Source organism: Streptomyces sp. RK9 (assembly GCF_045070545.1).
In the GTDB taxonomy this organism is placed as follows: Bacteria; Actinomycetota; Actinomycetes; order Streptomycetales; family Streptomycetaceae; genus Streptomyces; species Streptomyces alboflavus.
Map to the genome: position 1 here is coordinate 1,828,080 of NZ_CP173704.1, position 15,773 is coordinate 1,843,852.

The following is a 15,773-nucleotide window of genomic DNA, read 5'->3' on the forward strand; positions in this document are numbered from 1 at the left end:
GAAGGGCCCTCGGCCCAGGCACTGGGACCCGGAACCGAGGTCAGGTGTTGAGGTCAGGAACTGAGGTCAGGAATTGAGATAGGTCAGGACCGCGAGTACCCGCCGGTGGTCCCCGTCACTGGGCGAGAGCCCGAGCTTCAGGAAAATGTTGCTCACGTGCTTCTCGACCGCCCCGTCGCTCACGACCAGCTGGCGCGCGATGGCGGAGTTGGTCCGCCCCTCCGCCATCAGACCGAGGACCTCCCGCTCGCGCGGGGTGAGGCCCACGAGGACGTCCTGCTTGCGGCTGCGCCCGAGCAGTTGCGCCACGACCTCGGGGTCGAGCGCGGTGCCGCCCTGGGCGACGCGCACGACCGCGTCCACGAACTCCCTGACCTCGGCGACCCGGTCCTTGAGCAGATAGCCCACGCCCCGGCTCGACCCGGCGAGCAGCTCCGTCGCGTACTGCTCCTCCACGTACTGCGAGAGCACCAGCACGCCGAGCCCCGGATGGCGCTGGCGCAGCAGCACGGCCGCGCGCACCCCTTCGTCGGTGTGCGTCGGCGGCATCCGCACGTCCGCGACCACGACGTCCGGCAGCGTGCCCTGTGCCGCGAACTCGGTGATCGTCTTGATCAGCGCCTCCGCGTCACCCACCCCCGCGACGACGTCGTGCCCGCGGTCGGTCAGCAACCGGGTCAGGCCCTCCCTGAGCAGCACTGAATCCTCGGCGATGACCACCCGCACCTTGTCCTCCACGATGTTCTGGACCCCCACAGCCTGTCCCCGCCCCATTGACAGGCTCCAGCATCCCAGCATTCGGACGAGCTCGCGCCGGACAGAGGTGAAGAGTGTCGTACGACTCCGAGAAGGGCTCGGCCACGGGCGGTCGAGGGGGTCGCACCTCTCCGCGGCCAGGGCCATTTCAGCCAGCCCCGGCACATTTCAGCCCGTCCGGCGATTGAGGACGAGGCGCGAAGCGCCGATCGGGGGCGGACCGTCCCGCCCGAAGGGGACGGCCCGCCCCCGGGGTCCAGGGGCGGAGCCCCGGTTTCGGAGAAGGGGCGGGACTGGGGCGCCCCGCGAGGGCTCAGCCCCGCCAGGGCAGCTCAGCCGTGATCAAGGTGGGCCCGCCCACGGGCGACTCGACCACCAGAATCCCGTCCACCGCGTCGAGCCGCTCGGCGAGCCCCGCAAGCCCGGACCCGGCCGACACATCGGCCCCACCCCGCCCGTCATCCCCGACCTGCAGCATCAACCGGTCCTCGACCTTCCACACGTCCACAGAGGCCCGCCCCGCCCCACTGTGCTTGCTGATGTTCTGCAGCAGCTCGGACACCGTGAAGTAGGCGATCCCCTCGATCGCGGCGGCGGGCCGCGCGGCCAGATCCACCTCGACCTCCACCGGCACGGTGCACCGCGCGGCCAGTGCGGAGAGCGCGGCGTCGAGCCCCCGGTCGGTGAGGACCGCGGGGTGGATCCCCCGGGCCAGATCCCGCAGCTCCTGCAGCGCGACCTTCACCTCGCCGTGCGCCTCGTCCACCATCCGCGCCGCCGCCTGAGGGTCCTCGGCCAGCTTCTCCTTGGCGAGGCCGAGGTCCATGGCGAGGGCGACGAGCCGCGCCTGCGCGCCGTCGTGCAGGTCCCGCTCGATGCGCCGCAGGTCGGCCGCCGCGGTGTCCACGACGACCCCGCGGTCCGACTCCAGCTCGACGACACGTGACACCAGGCGCGAGGGGCCGAGGAGGCCGAGGACGAGCAGCCGGTCGACGGTGGTCAGGGCGCGGACGATCCAGGGCGTGGCCAGCGTGACGAGCAGTCCCGTACCGGCGGTGAGGCCGATTTCAAAGGGGTTGTCCAGGTATATCCGGTGGCCGTCGTCGCCGTAGAGCTGGATCCCGTCCTGCCCTCCGTAGAGCGGGAACAGCCAGAACCACAGCGGGTACGTCAGCATCGCCCAGCCGTACGTCCAGAAGACCGCCGTCACGACGAACGAGAAGAGCGCCCACGGCATGTGGATCAGCGCGTACAGGACGTGCCGCCAGGAGACCCCGCTCTTGAGGACGGCCCCCATCCACGCCATGAAGCCCTTGTCCCGGGGCTTCAGCGGGTGCGGGTCCTTGACGTCCACCCCGAGCAGCGTCCGGGCCCGGATCCGCTCCAGGGCGCCGAAGCCGCGGCAGGCCATGAGCCCCAGGGCGAGCACGGGGATGCCGATGAACGTGACGGCGAGCGCCACGCCGGTCGACAGCATCGTGACCGCGAAGACGAAGCCGACGATGCTGATCGGGAACGAGAGGAGCACGTACAGGAGTTCACGCCACGCGCGCCCTTCCAGCGGTGCGCGCAGGGCGACCGGGAGGCGGCCGAGACGGCCCTCGTCGCGCCCGCCGCCCCGCTGACCGCCGTGGCCGCGGTGGTCCTCGACGTCGGCGTCCATGACGTGTCCGTACCCCTGTCCGTAATCCGTGGCCATCGCTGTCATCCGTTCTGCTCGTCCCCGCGCGGGTTCTTGCCTGCCCCGCGTGAGCTTCCCCTTGTCGTACCCCCAGAGTGCGCTCCGGCGCCCGGTCGCGACCATGGAGTGGGTCGGCGTCTTGAGCGGGGGGTTTTCCCTACCTCGCGAGGGCGCGTGGCACCCGCGGGGCCCTCGGCCTCCGGAACACCCTCAGCGCCCAGGAGGGCCCTCAGCACCAGGAGAGTCCTCAGCACCAGGAGAGCCCTCGGGCCCGGATGGCCTTCAGCGCCCGGAGGGCCCTCAGCCCGCGCTCCGGTCCCGCCACGGCAGCTCCGCCGTGATCGTCGTCGGTCCGCCCGTCGGCGAGTCGATGACGAACAGGCCGTCCACCGCGCCGAGCCGGTCCGCGAGGCCCGCCATGCCGCTGCCGCCGTCCAGGCTGGCGCCGCCGCGGCCGTCGTCCCACACCTGTATCAGCAGGCGCTGGTCGGAGCGCCACACCTCGACGCTCGCGGTCCGCGCCCCGCTGTGCTTGCTCACGTTCTGCAGGAGTTCGGAGACGGTGAAGTACGCGATGCCCTCGATCGCGGCGGCCGGGCGCGTCGGCAGGTCGGCCGTCACCTTCACCGGCACCGTGCACCGGGAGGCGACCGACGACAGGGCCGCGTCGAGGCCGCGGTCGGTGAGGACGGCAGGGTGGATGCCGCGGGCCAGGTCCCGCAGCTCCTGGAGGGCCAGCTTCACCTCGCCGTGCGCCTCGCCGACCATCGCCGCCGCCGCTTCCGGGTCCTCCAGGAGCTTCTCCTTGGCGAGGCCGAGCCCCATGGCGAGGGCGACGAGCCGCGCCTGCGCGCCGTCGTGCAGGTCCCGCTCGATGCGCCGCAGGTCGGCCGCCGCGGTGTCCACGACGACCCCGCGGTCCGACTCCAGCTCGGCGATGCGCCGCTCCAGTTCGTCGGAGCGCGAGAGCAGGCCCCGCACCATCGCCCGGTCGGCGTTGGCGAGCAGCCGCGCGATGAACGGCAGGATCGGCCACAGCACGAACACCCCGACGGACATGACCGTGAACGTCACCACGGCCCACGGCAGCCGGATGAAGCAGTACAGCATCGTCCGCCAGCCCACCGGGTCCTTGAGGGTGGACCAGAGCCAGTTGAGGAAGCTGCCGCCGCGCCGCGAAGGCGACGGCATCGGACTCGGCTCCTCGATCCGGACGCCGAGCAGCAGCCGCGCGCGCCAGCGCTCCGCCTTGCCGAGCAGCCGCGCGCCGAACAACGCGAACGCGAGCAGCGGCAGGCCGATCACCGTCACCGAGAGGACGCCGCCGATGCCCAGCGCCGCCACCACGTACACGAAACCGGCCATGCCGATCGGCAGGTTCACCAGGAGATGCGTGATCTCCTTCCAGGTGTGCACGTCATAGGCGAAACGGGCAGGCGGCGGGCCCTCTGGCGGGGCTTCCGAAGGCGTGGTGCTTGCGGTCATACCGCAAAGGGTGCCCGGCTCGCCGCGCTCGCGCCATGAGGGGGACCGCCGGATCGCACTGTGGTTAACCCCACCCTGCCCATGCTTGGCCGTGACGGTCTGCTTACCTCTTCTTTAGCAGGCCCTAGACTCCCGTGCGTACAGATCGTCGAACGGACGTGACGGCAAGCTGCTCCGTTGACCCGGTGTGACGGCGAATCGGACGAGACACGGGTGAGACGTGAGCGAGACACGCGTGAGTTTCGGGAGTGAGGGGCTGAGGTGCCAGTGACGACGCACCGCACGGACGTCGCGGCGAGCTACTTCGAGTCGTACTCCGTCGTCGGGCTGCTCGCCGTCGTGGGCGTGCTGTTCGTCGCCGTGGCCTTCGGCGCGGGCCGGCTCCTGCGGCCGGTCGTACCGACCCCGGAGAAACTGCTCACCTACGAATGCGGCGTCGACCCGGTCGGCGACGGCTGGGCCCACACCCAGGTCCGCTACTACGTCTACGCGTTCCTCTACGTCATCTTCGCCGTCGACTCGATCTTCCTCTTCCCGTGGGCGACGGTCTTCGCCGCGCCCGGATACGGCGCCGCGACCCTCGTCGAGATGTTCATCTTCCTCGGCTTCCTGGCCGTGGGCCTGCTGTACGCATACAAGAAGGGCGTCCTCACATGGACGTGAACCAGGAGCCCGCGGCGGATCCCGTGCTCCTCCCGGAGCCGAAGCGGCTTGGCGTCCTGTCCCGCCTCGCCCCCGAGCCGATGAAGGTGGTCCTCAACTGGGGCCGCCGCTACAGCCTGTGGGTCTTCAACTTCGGCCTCGCCTGCTGCGCCATCGAGTTCATCGCGGCGTCCATGGCCCGGCACGACTTCATCCGCCTCGGCGTGATCCCGTTCGCGCCAGGACCGCGCCAGGCCGACCTGATGGTCGTCTCCGGCACGGTCACCGACAAGATGGCGCCCGCCGTGAAGCGTCTGTACGAGCAGATGCCCGAGCCCAAGTACGTGATCTCCTTCGGCGCCTGCTCCAACTGCGGCGGCCCGTACTGGGACTCGTACTCCGTCACCAAGGGCGTCGACCAGATCATCCCCGTCGACGTGTACGTCCCCGGGTGCCCGCCGCGGCCCGAGGCGCTGCTCCAGGGCATCCTCAAGCTCCAGGAGAAGATCGCCCGCGAGTCGCTCGGCGAGCGCTACGGAGCGAACGGCACGCGGCCGTCCACGGCGGCGCTGCAGAGCGGCCTGGTCCCGCCGCCCGCGCCGGGCGCCGCGCCGGTGACGGGGGAGGACGCCGGATGACCGGCTGGCTGCCCGCTCCCGTCGAGGAGCTGTTCGGCGCGGAGGCGAGCGCCGAGGAGTCGTACGAGGTCCTGACGGTGGACGTGCCCGTGGCCTCCTGGCTCGACGCCCTGCGCACCGCCCGCGACGACCTCGGCTGCACCTACTTCGACTGGCTCAGCGCCGTCGACGAACCGGGCACCGGATTCCGCGTGTCCGCCCACGTCGTCGCGCTGGCCCCGGTGCGGCGGCTGCTCGTCCGCACGACCGTGCCGCACGAGGCGCCCGTCCTGCCGACCGCCGTCGACGTCTACGCGGGCGCGGCCTGGCACGAGCGCGAGACCCACGAGATGTTCGGCGTCGGCTTCGAGGGCCACCCCCATCTCGTACCGCTGCTGCTGCCCGAGGGCTTCGAGGGCCACCCGCTGCGCAAGGACTTCGTCCTTGCGGCGCGGGTCGCGAAGGCGTGGCCCGGGGCGAAGGAGCCGGGGGAATCCGAGCACGGCGGTCCCAAGCGTCGGCAGATGCTGCCGCCGGGCGTGCCCGATCCCAACGAGTGGGGCCCGCTGAAGGGGCAGCTTCCGGCCGCTCCCGCACGGCCCGCGCGTGGGGCGGGGCGGGCCGCGGGCGGTGCGGGGCGGGCTGCGGGCGAGCGCCCGGCCCGGCGCGCGCGGACCGCGGGCGAGGGGTCCGCGAGCCAGGCGGAGACGGAGGCGGCTCCGGCCCCGGCACGGCGGGCACGCAGTGTGTCGCAGGGGTCGGCTTCGCAGCGGGCGGAAGGGGCGACGGCGGCTCCGGCGGGGGAGGCGGCGGCGCCGGTGACTTCGGATGAGCCGGCTGCCTCGGCGACCCCGGCCGCAGCGCCTGCGGTGACCCCGGCCGCAGCACCTGCGGCGACCCCGGCCGCAGCGCCTGCGGAGACCCCGAAGGCGGCGGAGACCCCGAAGGCCAAGGACGAGGCCCCCTGGCACAACGCCCGCCCGGCCTTCGACGAGACCGAACCGGAGGCCGCGCCGCCCGCGAAACCGGAAGCAGCGGAGGCCGGGGAGGCTCCCGAGGCCGCGAAGGCTCCGGAGGCCGCCGACGCCCCCGCAGAGCCCGAGGCCCCCGCCGCGCCCGACGCCCCGGAAGCCCCGCAACCCCCGGAAGCCGCACCGGCCCCCGCCGAGCCCGACGACCCTGACGACCGCACAGGAGGCCCGCAGTGAACGACGCCCTCGACGTCACGCTGCGACTCCTCGTCGTCTTCGTCGTCTTCCTGACGTTCCCCCTGATCATCGGCCAGACCGAACACAAGGTGATGGCCCACATGCAGGGCCGCCTCGGCCCCATGTACGCGGGCGGCTTCCACGGCTGGGCCCAACTCGTCGCCGACGGCGTCAAGTTCGCCCAGAAGGAAGACATCGTCCCGGCCGACGCCGACCGCCGGGTCTTCCAGCTCGCCCCGGCCGTGGCCCTGCTGCCGTACCTGCTCGTGCTCCTCGCCATCCCGATCGGCCCCGGCGAGGGCGCCGTCGGGCAGGCCATCGACGCGGGCGTCTTCTTCGTGCTCGCCGTCATGGGCGTCGGCGTCCTCGGCTCCCTGATGGCGGGCTGGGCGTCGGCCAACAAGTTCTCCCTCCTCGGTGGCCTGCGCACCGCGGCCCAGCTCCTCGCGTACGAGCTGCCGATGCTGCTCGCCGCCGCGTCCGTGGCGATGGCCGCGGGCACGGTCTCGCTTCCCGGCATCGTGGACGCCTTCGAGTGGTGGTGGCTGCCCTGGCAGATCGTCGGCGCGATCGTCTTCTTCGTCGCCGGGCTCGCCGAGCTCCAGCGCCCGCCCTTCGACATGCCGGTCGCCGACTCCGAGATCATCTTCGGCGCGTACACCGAGTACACGGGCCTGCGCTTCGCCCTCTTCCTGCTCGCCGAGTACGCCGGGATCGTCGTCCTGTGCGGCCTGACCACCGTCCTGTTCCTGGGCGGCTGGCACGGCCCGTGGGGCGCCGACGGGCTCGGCTGGGTGTGGACGCTCCTGAAGACGGCCGTCCTCGCGTTCGTCGTGATCTGGCTGCGCGTCACCTACCCCCGGCTCCGTGAGGACCAGCTCCAGAAGCTCGCCTGGGTCCTCCTCGTCCCGCTCGCCCTCGCGCAGATCGCGCTCACCGGAATCGTGAAGGTGGCGATCAACTGATGGCTGCACAGACCCCGCCCGCCCGGCCCAGGGTCCCCGGCTCAGGCCTCGCCAAGGGCCTGGCCGTCACCCTCCGCACGATGACGAAGAAGACCGTCACCGAGCAGTACCCCGAAGTGCAGCCCGAACTGCCGCCCCGCACCCGGGGCGTCATCGGCCTGTTCGAGGAGAACTGCACGGTCTGCATGCTGTGCGCCCGAGAGTGCCCGGACTGGTGCATCTACATCGACTCCCACAAGGAGACGGTCCCGGCCGCCGCGCCGGGCGGCCGCGAGCGCAGCCGCAACGTCCTCGACCGCTTCGCCATCGACTTCTCCCTCTGCATGTACTGCGGCATCTGCATCGAGGTGTGCCCCTTCGACGCGCTGTTCTGGTCCCCGGAGTTCGAGTACGCCGAGACCGACATCCACGAACTCACCCACGAGCGCGACAAGCTCCGCGAGTGGATGTGGACCGTCCCCGCCCCGCCCGCGCTCGACCCGGCCGCCGAGGAGCCGAAGGAACTCGCCGCCGCCCGCAAGGCCGCCGACAAGCTGGCCGCCGAAACCGAGAAGGCCGCCGCCGAGGCCGAGCAGTCGGCCGCCGCACAGGCCGCCGAGTCGGCGCCGGTGTCGGAGCGGGCCCCCGAGGCCAAGCCGGAGGGAGACGCGTGAACCTCCCCATCGCCGCCGACGCCCCCCAGGGCTTCCTCTCCCCGACCGGCGTCGAGATCGCCTTCGTGCTCGTCGGACTCGTCACCCTGGGCGCCGCGGTCATCACCGTCACCACCCGCCAGCTCGTGCACGCCGCGCTCTGGCTGGTCGTCGCCCTCGGCGGCCTCGCCGTCGAGTACCTGCTCCTGACCGCCGAGTTCATCGCCTGGGTCCAGGTCCTCATCTACGTCGGCTCCGTCGTCGTCCTCCTCCTCTTCGGCCTGATGCTCACCAGGGCGCCCATCGGCCGCTCCCCGGACGCCGACTCGGGCAACCGGCCCGTCGCGCTCGCCGTCGCCCTCGCCGCGGCTGGCGCCCTGGTCTGGGTCGTCGTGGACGCCTTCCGCACCCAGTGGATCGAGCTCGACAAGCCCCAGGGCACCACCGACGTCACCGGCTCGATCCTCTTCCGGCACTGGGTCCTGCCCTTCGAGGCGCTCTCGGTCCTGCTGCTCGCCGCCCTCGTCGGCGCGATCGTGCTGTCCCGCAAGTCCAAGGACGAGCCGGACGCCAACGGCCGCCAGAACCGCAACGGCCCCACCGCCCCGGCCGACCAGAAGGCACCGAAGGACCAGACGGAGGGGACCCGCTGATGCACCTCGCCTACCCCGCCGTCCTCGCCGTCCTCCTCTTCTGCGTCGGCCTCTACGGCGTCCTCGCCCGCCGCAACGCGATCCTGGTCCTGATGTCCGTCGAGCTGATGCTCAACGCCGTCAACCTCAACCTGGTCGCCTTCGACGTCTGGCTCCGCGACACCCTGCACTCCGGCCAGGCCCTGACCCTGTTCACCATCGCCATCGCCGCCGCCGAGATCGGCATCGGCCTCGCGATCGTCCTCGCCGTCTACCGCAACCGCGGCACCTCCGCCGTGGACGACCTCCGCGACACGGCCGAGCGTCCGGACGACGGCGACGACGACGGCTCCGGCGCGGAGGGCGCCGCCGCCGAGGAACCCGACGAGCCCGCCCCCGGGGCGTCGCAGAAGGCTGAGGCCACCGCGTGACCACGACCACCCTCGCCGTCCTCGTTCCCCTCCTGCCGTTCCTCGGAGCCGTCGCCGGCCTGCTGCTCGGCCGCACCGTGCCGGGCCTCGCGCGGCCGCTCGCGGTGCTTCCCGCCCTGACGTCGCTCGGTCTCGCCGCCGTCGTGGCCGTGCGCCAGGGCGGCGACACGGCCGTGGACGCGGCCACCCAGCTCACCCCCACCGGCTCGGTCCCCATCGACCTCGCCCTGCACATCGACGGCTTCGCGGCCCTCGTCGCCGTCCTCGTCGGCGTCGTCGCCTCCTGCGTGCAGATCTACTCGACGGCCTACCTGCGCGACGACCCGCGCTACCCCTCGTACGCGGCCCTGGTCTCCCTCTTCACCTCCGCGATGCTGCTCGTCGTCTACTCCGGCGACCTGATGGTGCTCCTGGTCGGCTGGGAGATCATGGGCATCTGCTCGTACTTCCTCGTCGGCCACTACTGGGAGACGCCCGAGGCCCGCGCCGCCTCCCTGAAGGCCTTCCTGGTCACCAAGCTCGGCGACGTCCCCTTCCTGATCGGCCTGTTCGCCCTCGCCGTGGACGCGGGCTCGTTCCGGATCACGCGGATCCTGGCCACCGTCGCGCAGGGCGGCCTCGACCACCCCACCCTCATCGCCCTGCTGCTCCTCGCGGGCGTCGCGGGCAAGTCCGCGCAGTTCCCGCTGCACACCTGGCTGCCCGACGCGATGGCGGGCCCGACGCCCGTCTCGGCGCTCATCCACGCCGCGACGATGGTCGCCGCCGGTGTCTACTTCGTCGCCCGGCTCCTCCCGGTCTTCGCCGCCTCGGCCGCCGCCCTGGTCGTCCTCGCCGTCATGGCCGCCGTGACCATGGCGGGCTCGGCCCTCGCCGCGCTCGCCCAGGACGACATCAAGCGCGTCCTCGCGTACTCGACGATCGGCCAGCTCGGCTACATGACCGGCGCCCTCGCCGTCGGCGACCGCGGTGCCGCCGTCTTCCACCTCCTGTCGCACGGCGCCTTCAAGGCGCTCCTGTTCCTCGCCGCGGGCGTGATCATCCACGCCGCGGGCACCAACTCCCTCGCCGCCATGTCCCGCATGAAGGACCTGCGCGACCGCGTCCCCGACGCCTACTGGACGATGACCGTGGCGCTCCTCGCGCTCGCCGCGATCCCGCCCTTCAGCGGCTTCTTCTCCAAGGAGGCCGTCCTCGGCGCCGCCGAGCACACGGCCACCGGCCACGCCGATTCCGCCCCCGCCGCGGCGGGCTGGATCGTCCTCGTCGCGGGCCTGGTCGCCGCCCTCGTGACCGCCGCGTACGCGACCCGCCTGTGGCTGCTCGCCTTCCACGGCAGGGGAGCCGAGGCACCGGACCACGGCAGGCAGCCGGTCGCCATGACCGCCGTGCTCTGGGTCCTCGCCGTGCCCTCGCTGGCCTTCGGCGTGACCGTCGGCGTCCTCCCGGACTGGTTCGACGGCCACAAGCTCGCCCCGACGCTCACCACCTCCGTCCTCGGCACGGGCGTCGCCCTCGTCGGCGCCCTGGTCACGTACGGCGCGTGGCGGCACACCACCGCGCTCGCCGCCCGCGTCCCGATCGGCGCGGTCGCCGCCCACCCCGACGCCGACGCGGGCCGGATCGAGGCAGAGGCCATCGCCACGCACGCACCCGCGTACGGAGATGTGGCCTCCGCCCCCGACCCGGCGGACCCGGGCCGCCTCCTGCTCGGCCCGCTGCACCGCCACGCCGCCGTCGGCTTCCACCTCGACGCCCTCTACGCGGCCCTGTTCGTCCGCCCCGTCCAGGCCGGCGCCCGCCTCGTCCGCTTCCTCGACCGCGAGGTCGTCGACACGTACGTACGCGGCGCGGGCACCGCACCCCGCTGGCTCGGCGCGGCCGTCCGCCGCGCGCAGACCGGCAACGTGCAGACCTATCTGAGCGCGCTGCTCGCGGGCACCGTCGTCCTGGCGGTCGCCGCCGTCCTCGTCGCCACCGCCGGAGCGTGAGCAGCCGTGATCGGTATCAGTGAGTCAGTGATGCAGTTCCTTCTCGCGTTGATCGTCGTCGGCCCGCTCGTCGGTGCCGTGGCCGCTCTCCTGCCGGCCCCGCCCGGGCTGAAGGGGAAGTCCCCCGACCAGGCCGTGCTGCGCCACGGCGTGACCGTGACCGGCGTGATCCTCATCGCCGCGATCGTCCTCGCGCTCGGCTTCGACCACGACCACCCGTCGAAGATGCAGGCCACGACGGACATCAGCTGGATCCCCGCACTCGACGTGCGCATCCACCTCGGCATCGACGGCATCTCCCTCCCCCTGCTGGTCCTGACCGCGCTGCTGACCTTCCTCTGCGCGCTGTACTCCTACTTCAAAATGCCGTCGGGCCCGTCTCCCAAGGCATTCGTGGCGCTGATCCTCGTCCTGGAGTCCGGCACCCTCGCGACCTTCGCCGTCCTCGATCTGCTGCTGTTCTTCCTCGCGTTCGAGATGGTCCTCATCCCGATGTACTTCCTCATCGCGCGCTGGGGCGGAGCCCAACGCACTCAGGCCGCCTGGAAGTTCATCCTCTATACGCTGCTCGGCTCCGTCGTCATGCTGCTCGGCCTGCTCCTCATCGGGCTGAGGGCGGGCACATTCGACATGGTGGCACTCGCCACTGACAACGACCGGCAGCTGAGTACGTCCGTGCAGGTCATCGCCGTTCTGGCGATCGGGATCGGGCTCGCGGTCAAGACGCCGATGTGGCCGCTGCACAGCTGGCTCCCCGACGCCCACACGGCCGCGCCCACCGTCGGCTCGGTCCTGCTGGCCGGTGTCCTGCTGAAGATGGGTACGTACGGGTTCGTCCGGATCCTGCTGCCGATCGCGCCCGACGGGATGGAGACGTTCGCGCCCTACCTCGCCGCGTTCGCCGTCGTCGGGATCATCTACGGATCCCTGGCCTGCCTGGCCCTGGCCAGGCCCGGCGCGAAGGGCGACCTCAAGCGCCTCATCGCGTACTCCTCCGTCGGCCACATGGGCTTCGTGCTCCTCGGCATCTCGACCATGACGCCGACCGGCGTGAACGGCGCGCTCTTCGCCAACATCGCCCACGGCCTCATCACCGGCCTGCTGTTCTTCCTGGTCGGCGCGCTCAAGGACCGCACGGGCACGAGCGACCTCGACTCCCTGGCCAAGGAGTCCGGGGCCGCCCTGTACGGCAAGGCGCCCCGCCTCGGCGGCCTGCTCGCCTTCGGCGCCGTCGCCTCGCTCGGCCTGCCGGGGCTCGCCGGGTTCTGGGGCGAGATGCTCGCCCTGTTCGGCGCGTTCAAACCCGCCGACGACCTCAGCCGCCCCGCGTTCCTCACGTTCATGGCGATCGCCGCGTTCGGCACCCTGCTCACGGCCGCGTACATGCTCATCGTCGTACGCCGCGTCTGCATGGGCCCGACGTCCGAGACCCAGGAGGCACCGCGGCTCACCGACGTCCAGGGCTACGAGTTCGCCGCCTGGACCCCGCTCGTCGCCCTCACCGTCCTCGCCGGCCTCTGGCCCGCGGCCCTCCTCGGCCTCACCGACCCGGCCGTCCAGCAGCTCCTCGCAGGAGGCAAGTCGTGATCGCCGCCGAATCCACCGCGAGCCTCATCCAGTCCGTCGACTGGGTGGCCGTCGCCCCGCCCACGATCGTGGCGGTCGTCGGCCTCGCGGTCCTCGTCGCCGACCTGTTCCTGAGCGAGCGCAACAAGCACCTGCTCGGCTGGGTCTCCCTCGCGGGCCTGGTCGCCGCGGGCCTGTTCCTGCTGCCCCTCACCGACTCGCACCGCTCGACCTTCTGCCTCAGCGGCCCCCGGGCCACCGCGTGCAGCTACACGGTCGACGAGTTCACCCTCGTCATCCAGCTCCTCGTCATCGGCGGCGCGCTGCTCACCGCCCTGCTCTCGATGACCGCCCTCAAGGACGCGCGGAACGCCGACAAGGACCTCCCCGAAGGGGAGTACTGGTTCCTGCTGCTCTCCTCGGCCGCCGGCGCCGCCCTGCTGCCCGCCTCCCGCGACCTCGCGACCCTCGTCGTCGCCCTGGAAGTCGCCTCCCTGCCCGCCTTCGCCCTCGTAGGCCTCAAGCGCGGCGACAAGCGGTCCTCCGAGGCCGCCCTGAAGTTCTTCCTCTCCTCGGTGACCGCGACCGCCGTGACCCTCCTGGGCGTCAGCTTCGTGTACGCCGCGACGGGCACCATGCACCTCACCGAGCTCGGCGAGAAGCTCGGGAACGTCGACGGACAGCTGGACACGCTCGCGCAGACCGGCGTCGTCCTCACCCTCGTCGGCTTCGCCTTCAAGGTGGCCGCCGTCCCCTTCCACTTCTGGGTACCCGACACCTACGTAGGCGCGCCGTTGCCCGTCGCCGCCTACCTCTCCGTCGTCGGCAAGGCCGTCGGCTTCACCGGCCTGATCCTCGTCACGGTCGTCGCCTTCCCGGAGTACGCCGACGTCTGGGGCCCCGCGCTCGCCGCGCTCGCCGCCCTCACCATGACCATCGGCAACGTCGCCGCCCTGCGCCAGCAGCCCACGCGCGCGTACAGCGCGGTCCGCCTGCTCGCCTGGTCCTCGGTCGGCCAGGCGGGCTACCTCCTGGTGCCGATCGCGGCGGCCGGGTACGCCGACCGCCACACCGACGTCCTGGAGACCACCGGCGCGACCGTCGCGTACGCCCTGATGTACGCCGCCGTGAACCTCGGAGCGTTCGCCGTCGCCGCCCTGGTCGGCCGCACCCAGAAGCTGAACCGCGTCAGCGACTACCGGGGCCTGTACGCCAAGAGTCCCCTGTCGGCCCTGGTCCTCGCCTTCTTCCTGCTCTGCCTGGCCGGCCTGCCGCCGGGCATCATCGGCCTCTTCGCGAAGGTCACCGTGTTCTCCACGGCGGTCGACGCGGGCCTCGGCTGGCTGGCCGTCGTCATGGCGGCCAACGTGGTGATCGCGCTCTACTACTACCTCCAGTGGACCGCGCTGCTGTTCCGCGCCCCCGAGGGAGAGCCCGCCAAGCACCACGTTCCGGCCCCCCTCACCGCGGCCATCGCGGTCACCGCCGTGCTCGGCGTCGCCCTCTCCGGGGCGCCCCAGCTCGTCCTGCAGTTCGCGGAACACGGCGTGCGCTGAGCCGGCACGCGGGGCACGGGACGCCGCCGTCACCCGCGCGGCCCACACCGCTCCTGAGCGCACAAGGGAACTAGCACCCTCCGCCTGGCGTTGACCAGTAAGGGAGGGTCCACTGAACAGTGGAAGCACCAGCAAGAAGGGTTCCCCCGCGCACCACCAGGAGGGCGTACCGTGCACCGCCGGACCAACGGGCTGAAGACCGCCGTACTCCTCGGGGGACTGTCCGCACTCATCCTCGTCATCGGCAGCTTCTTCGGGCGTACGGGCTTGATCGTCGCGCTCTTCGTGGCGGTCGGCACGAACGCGTACGCGTACTGGAACAGCGACAAGCTGGCCCTGCGCGCGATGCGGGCCCGCCCGGTGAGCGAGTTCGAGGCCCCCGAGCTGTACCGCATGGTGCGCGAGCTCTCCACCCAGGCCCGCCAGCCCATGCCCCGGCTCTACATCTCACCGACGGAGGCGCCGAACGCCTTCGCGACCGGCCGGAACCCGCGCAACGCCGCCGTCTGCTGCACGGACGGCATCCTGCGCATCCTCACCCCGCGCGAGCTGCGCGGAGTCATCGGCCACGAGCTCAGCCACGTCTACAACCGCGACATCCTGATCTCCTCGGTCGCCGGCGCCCTCGCCTCCGTCATCATGTTTCTGGTCAACTTCGCCTGGCTGATTCCGATCGGACGCTCCAACGACAACGAGGGCCCCGGCATCTTCGGGATGCTCCTGATCATGCTGCTCGGCCCGCTCGCCGCGTCCATCATCCAGCTCGCCATCAGCCGTTCCAGGGAGTACGAGGCCGACGCGTCCGGCGCGCAACTCACCGGCGACCCACTGGCTCTCGCCAGTGCCTTGCGCAAACTCGACGCCGGTACGAAGCAGTTGCCGCTCCCGCCGGAGCCCCGGCTCGAAACGGCGAGCCATATGATGATTGCCAATCCGTTCCGGCCCGGTCAGGGAATGTCGAAGCTCTTCTCCACTCACCCGCCGATGGCGGAGCGCATCGCCCGGCTCGAGCAGATGGCAGGTCGCCAGCAGTGAAGACAGTTCTGAACGTCATCTGGCTCATCCTGTGCGGCCTGTGGATGTGCCTGTTCTACCTGTTCGCGGGCGTGATCCTGTGCATCACGATCATCGGGATCCCGTTCGGCCTCGCGTCGTTCCGCATCGGCCTGTTCGCGCTGTGGCCCTTCGGGCGCAAGGCGGTCGAGCGCGCGGACGCGGGCGCGCCCTCGCTGATCGGAAACGTCCTCTGGCTGGTCCTCGCGGGCTGGTGGCTCGCCCTCGGCCACATCTTCACCGGCCTGCTGCTCTGCGTCACGATCATCGGCATCCCGCTGGGCCTCGCCAACTTCAAGATGATCCCCATCTCGTTGCTGCCGCTCGGCCGCGAGATCGTGCCCACGGACGAGCCGTTCACGGCCGGCCCGATGGGCGCCCGGGCGAGCGTCTGACCGTCCCCGTACGGCCCTGCGGGCGCCCCGCGCCCCGCGCCCGGCGAACCGGAACGGGCGGGACATCTGACGAGGGCGCGACGCCCCGCCGAACCCCGAGCAACCACACCGGATCCCACCGCGCCGCTGTGTCCTGCGCCTCACCCGAACGGCCCCCGGGAAC

Annotated in this window: 15 protein-coding genes; 12 read left to right on the forward strand and 3 right to left on the reverse strand. The window is 71.9% G+C overall.

All coding sequences use genetic code 11. The annotated features are described in order from the left end of the window. Nucleotides 1-66: 66 nt before the first annotated feature. The 3 genes from AB6L24_RS28435 to AB6L24_RS28445 form a co-directional block, all read right to left on the reverse strand. Complete coding sequence (locus tag AB6L24_RS28435) at nucleotides 67-726, reverse strand: response regulator transcription factor (RefSeq protein ID WP_282916681.1); 660 nt, start codon at nucleotides 724-726, stop codon at nucleotides 67-69. A 343-nt stretch (nucleotides 727-1,069) separates the two neighbouring features. Then, nucleotides 1,070-2,455, reverse strand: a complete 1,386-nt coding sequence (locus AB6L24_RS28440; protein ID WP_405659876.1) for a sensor histidine kinase — start codon at nucleotides 2,453-2,455, stop codon at nucleotides 1,070-1,072. Between the two features lie 282 nt (nucleotides 2,456-2,737). Then, nucleotides 2,738-3,922 carry a sensor histidine kinase gene (locus AB6L24_RS28445; protein ID WP_405659878.1) on the reverse strand — a complete coding sequence of 395 codons (1,185 nt, stop codon included), beginning with the start codon at nucleotides 3,920-3,922 and terminating at the stop codon, nucleotides 2,738-2,740. A gap of 261 nt (nucleotides 3,923-4,183) precedes the next feature. Here AB6L24_RS28445 and AB6L24_RS28450 point away from each other — a divergent pair, with 261 nt between their 5' ends. The 12 genes from AB6L24_RS28450 to AB6L24_RS28505 all read left to right on the forward strand — a co-directional run bounded on the left by AB6L24_RS28450 (nucleotide 4,184) and on the right by AB6L24_RS28505 (nucleotide 15,610). Further along, on the forward strand, nucleotides 4,184-4,585 hold the full coding sequence (locus tag AB6L24_RS28450; RefSeq protein ID WP_030359076.1) for an NADH-quinone oxidoreductase subunit A: 402 nt from the start codon (nucleotides 4,184-4,186) through the stop codon (nucleotides 4,583-4,585). After that, nucleotides 4,576-5,202: an NADH-quinone oxidoreductase subunit B gene (locus tag AB6L24_RS28455; RefSeq protein ID WP_405659880.1), complete on the forward strand. Its 627-nt coding sequence runs from the start codon at nucleotides 4,576-4,578 to the stop codon at nucleotides 5,200-5,202. Before AB6L24_RS28450 ends, AB6L24_RS28455 begins: the two co-directional genes overlap by 10 nt. Further along, the gene (locus tag AB6L24_RS28460; RefSeq protein ID WP_405659882.1) at nucleotides 5,199-6,389 is read left to right on the forward strand and encodes an NADH-quinone oxidoreductase subunit C; all 1,191 of its coding nucleotides are present in this window, start codon (nucleotides 5,199-5,201) and stop codon (nucleotides 6,387-6,389) included. The genes AB6L24_RS28455 and AB6L24_RS28460 overlap by 4 nt, the downstream gene beginning before the upstream one ends. Beyond that, nucleotides 6,386-7,354 (forward strand): NADH-quinone oxidoreductase subunit H, encoded by a 969-nt coding sequence (locus AB6L24_RS28465; RefSeq protein WP_405659884.1) that lies wholly within the window; start codon nucleotides 6,386-6,388, stop codon nucleotides 7,352-7,354. The genes AB6L24_RS28460 and AB6L24_RS28465 overlap by 4 nt, the downstream gene beginning before the upstream one ends. Next, nucleotides 7,354-8,007, forward strand: coding sequence for a NuoI/complex I 23 kDa subunit family protein (locus AB6L24_RS28470; protein ID WP_405659886.1), 654 nt, complete (start codon nucleotides 7,354-7,356; stop codon nucleotides 8,005-8,007). The genes AB6L24_RS28465 and AB6L24_RS28470 overlap by 1 nt, the downstream gene beginning before the upstream one ends. Next, a complete protein-coding gene (locus AB6L24_RS28475) occupies nucleotides 8,004-8,639 on the forward strand; it encodes an NADH-quinone oxidoreductase subunit J (RefSeq protein ID WP_405659888.1) in 636 nt (211 codons plus the stop codon). Before AB6L24_RS28470 ends, AB6L24_RS28475 begins: the two co-directional genes overlap by 4 nt. Then, a complete protein-coding gene (gene nuoK, locus AB6L24_RS28480) occupies nucleotides 8,639-9,049 on the forward strand; it encodes an NADH-quinone oxidoreductase subunit NuoK (RefSeq protein WP_405659890.1) in 411 nt (136 codons plus the stop codon). Before AB6L24_RS28475 ends, nuoK begins: the two co-directional genes overlap by 1 nt. Further along, nucleotides 9,046-11,040, forward strand: a complete 1,995-nt coding sequence (locus AB6L24_RS28485) for an NADH-quinone oxidoreductase subunit L (protein ID WP_405659892.1) — start codon at nucleotides 9,046-9,048, stop codon at nucleotides 11,038-11,040. The genes nuoK and AB6L24_RS28485 overlap by 4 nt, the downstream gene beginning before the upstream one ends. A gap of 6 nt (nucleotides 11,041-11,046) precedes the next feature. After that, on the forward strand, nucleotides 11,047-12,627 hold the full coding sequence (locus tag AB6L24_RS28490) for an NADH-quinone oxidoreductase subunit M (RefSeq protein WP_405659894.1): 1,581 nt from the start codon (nucleotides 11,047-11,049) through the stop codon (nucleotides 12,625-12,627). Beyond that, on the forward strand, nucleotides 12,624-14,162 hold the full coding sequence (locus tag AB6L24_RS28495; RefSeq protein ID WP_405659896.1) for an NADH-quinone oxidoreductase subunit N: 1,539 nt from the start codon (nucleotides 12,624-12,626) through the stop codon (nucleotides 14,160-14,162). The genes AB6L24_RS28490 and AB6L24_RS28495 overlap by 4 nt, the downstream gene beginning before the upstream one ends. A gap of 171 nt (nucleotides 14,163-14,333) precedes the next feature. After that, nucleotides 14,334-15,197, forward strand: coding sequence for a zinc metalloprotease HtpX (gene htpX / locus AB6L24_RS28500; RefSeq protein WP_405659899.1), 864 nt, complete (start codon nucleotides 14,334-14,336; stop codon nucleotides 15,195-15,197). Next, nucleotides 15,194-15,610 carry a YccF domain-containing protein gene (locus tag AB6L24_RS28505; RefSeq protein WP_405659902.1) on the forward strand — a complete coding sequence of 139 codons (417 nt, stop codon included), beginning with the start codon at nucleotides 15,194-15,196 and terminating at the stop codon, nucleotides 15,608-15,610. Before htpX ends, AB6L24_RS28505 begins: the two co-directional genes overlap by 4 nt. Nucleotides 15,611-15,773 lie beyond the last annotated feature (163 nt).

What these genes read in the sequence shown, in the direction of transcription:
- nuoK (WP_405659890.1), top strand. Translation starts at nt 8,639, where the DNA reads ATGCACCTCGCCTACCCCGCCGTCCTCGCCGTCCTCCTCTTCTGCGTC.
- AB6L24_RS28440 (WP_405659876.1), bottom strand. Translation starts at nt 2,455, where the DNA reads ATGGCCACGGATTACGGACAGGGGTACGGACACGTCATGGACGCCGAC.
- AB6L24_RS28460 (WP_405659882.1), top strand. Translation starts at nt 5,199, where the DNA reads ATGACCGGCTGGCTGCCCGCTCCCGTCGAGGAGCTGTTCGGCGCGGAG.
- AB6L24_RS28470 (WP_405659886.1), top strand. Translation starts at nt 7,354, where the DNA reads ATGGCTGCACAGACCCCGCCCGCCCGGCCCAGGGTCCCCGGCTCAGGC.
- AB6L24_RS28445 (WP_405659878.1), bottom strand. Translation starts at nt 3,922, where the DNA reads ATGACCGCAAGCACCACGCCTTCGGAAGCCCCGCCAGAGGGCCCGCCG.
- AB6L24_RS28455 (WP_405659880.1), top strand. Translation starts at nt 4,576, where the DNA reads ATGGACGTGAACCAGGAGCCCGCGGCGGATCCCGTGCTCCTCCCGGAG.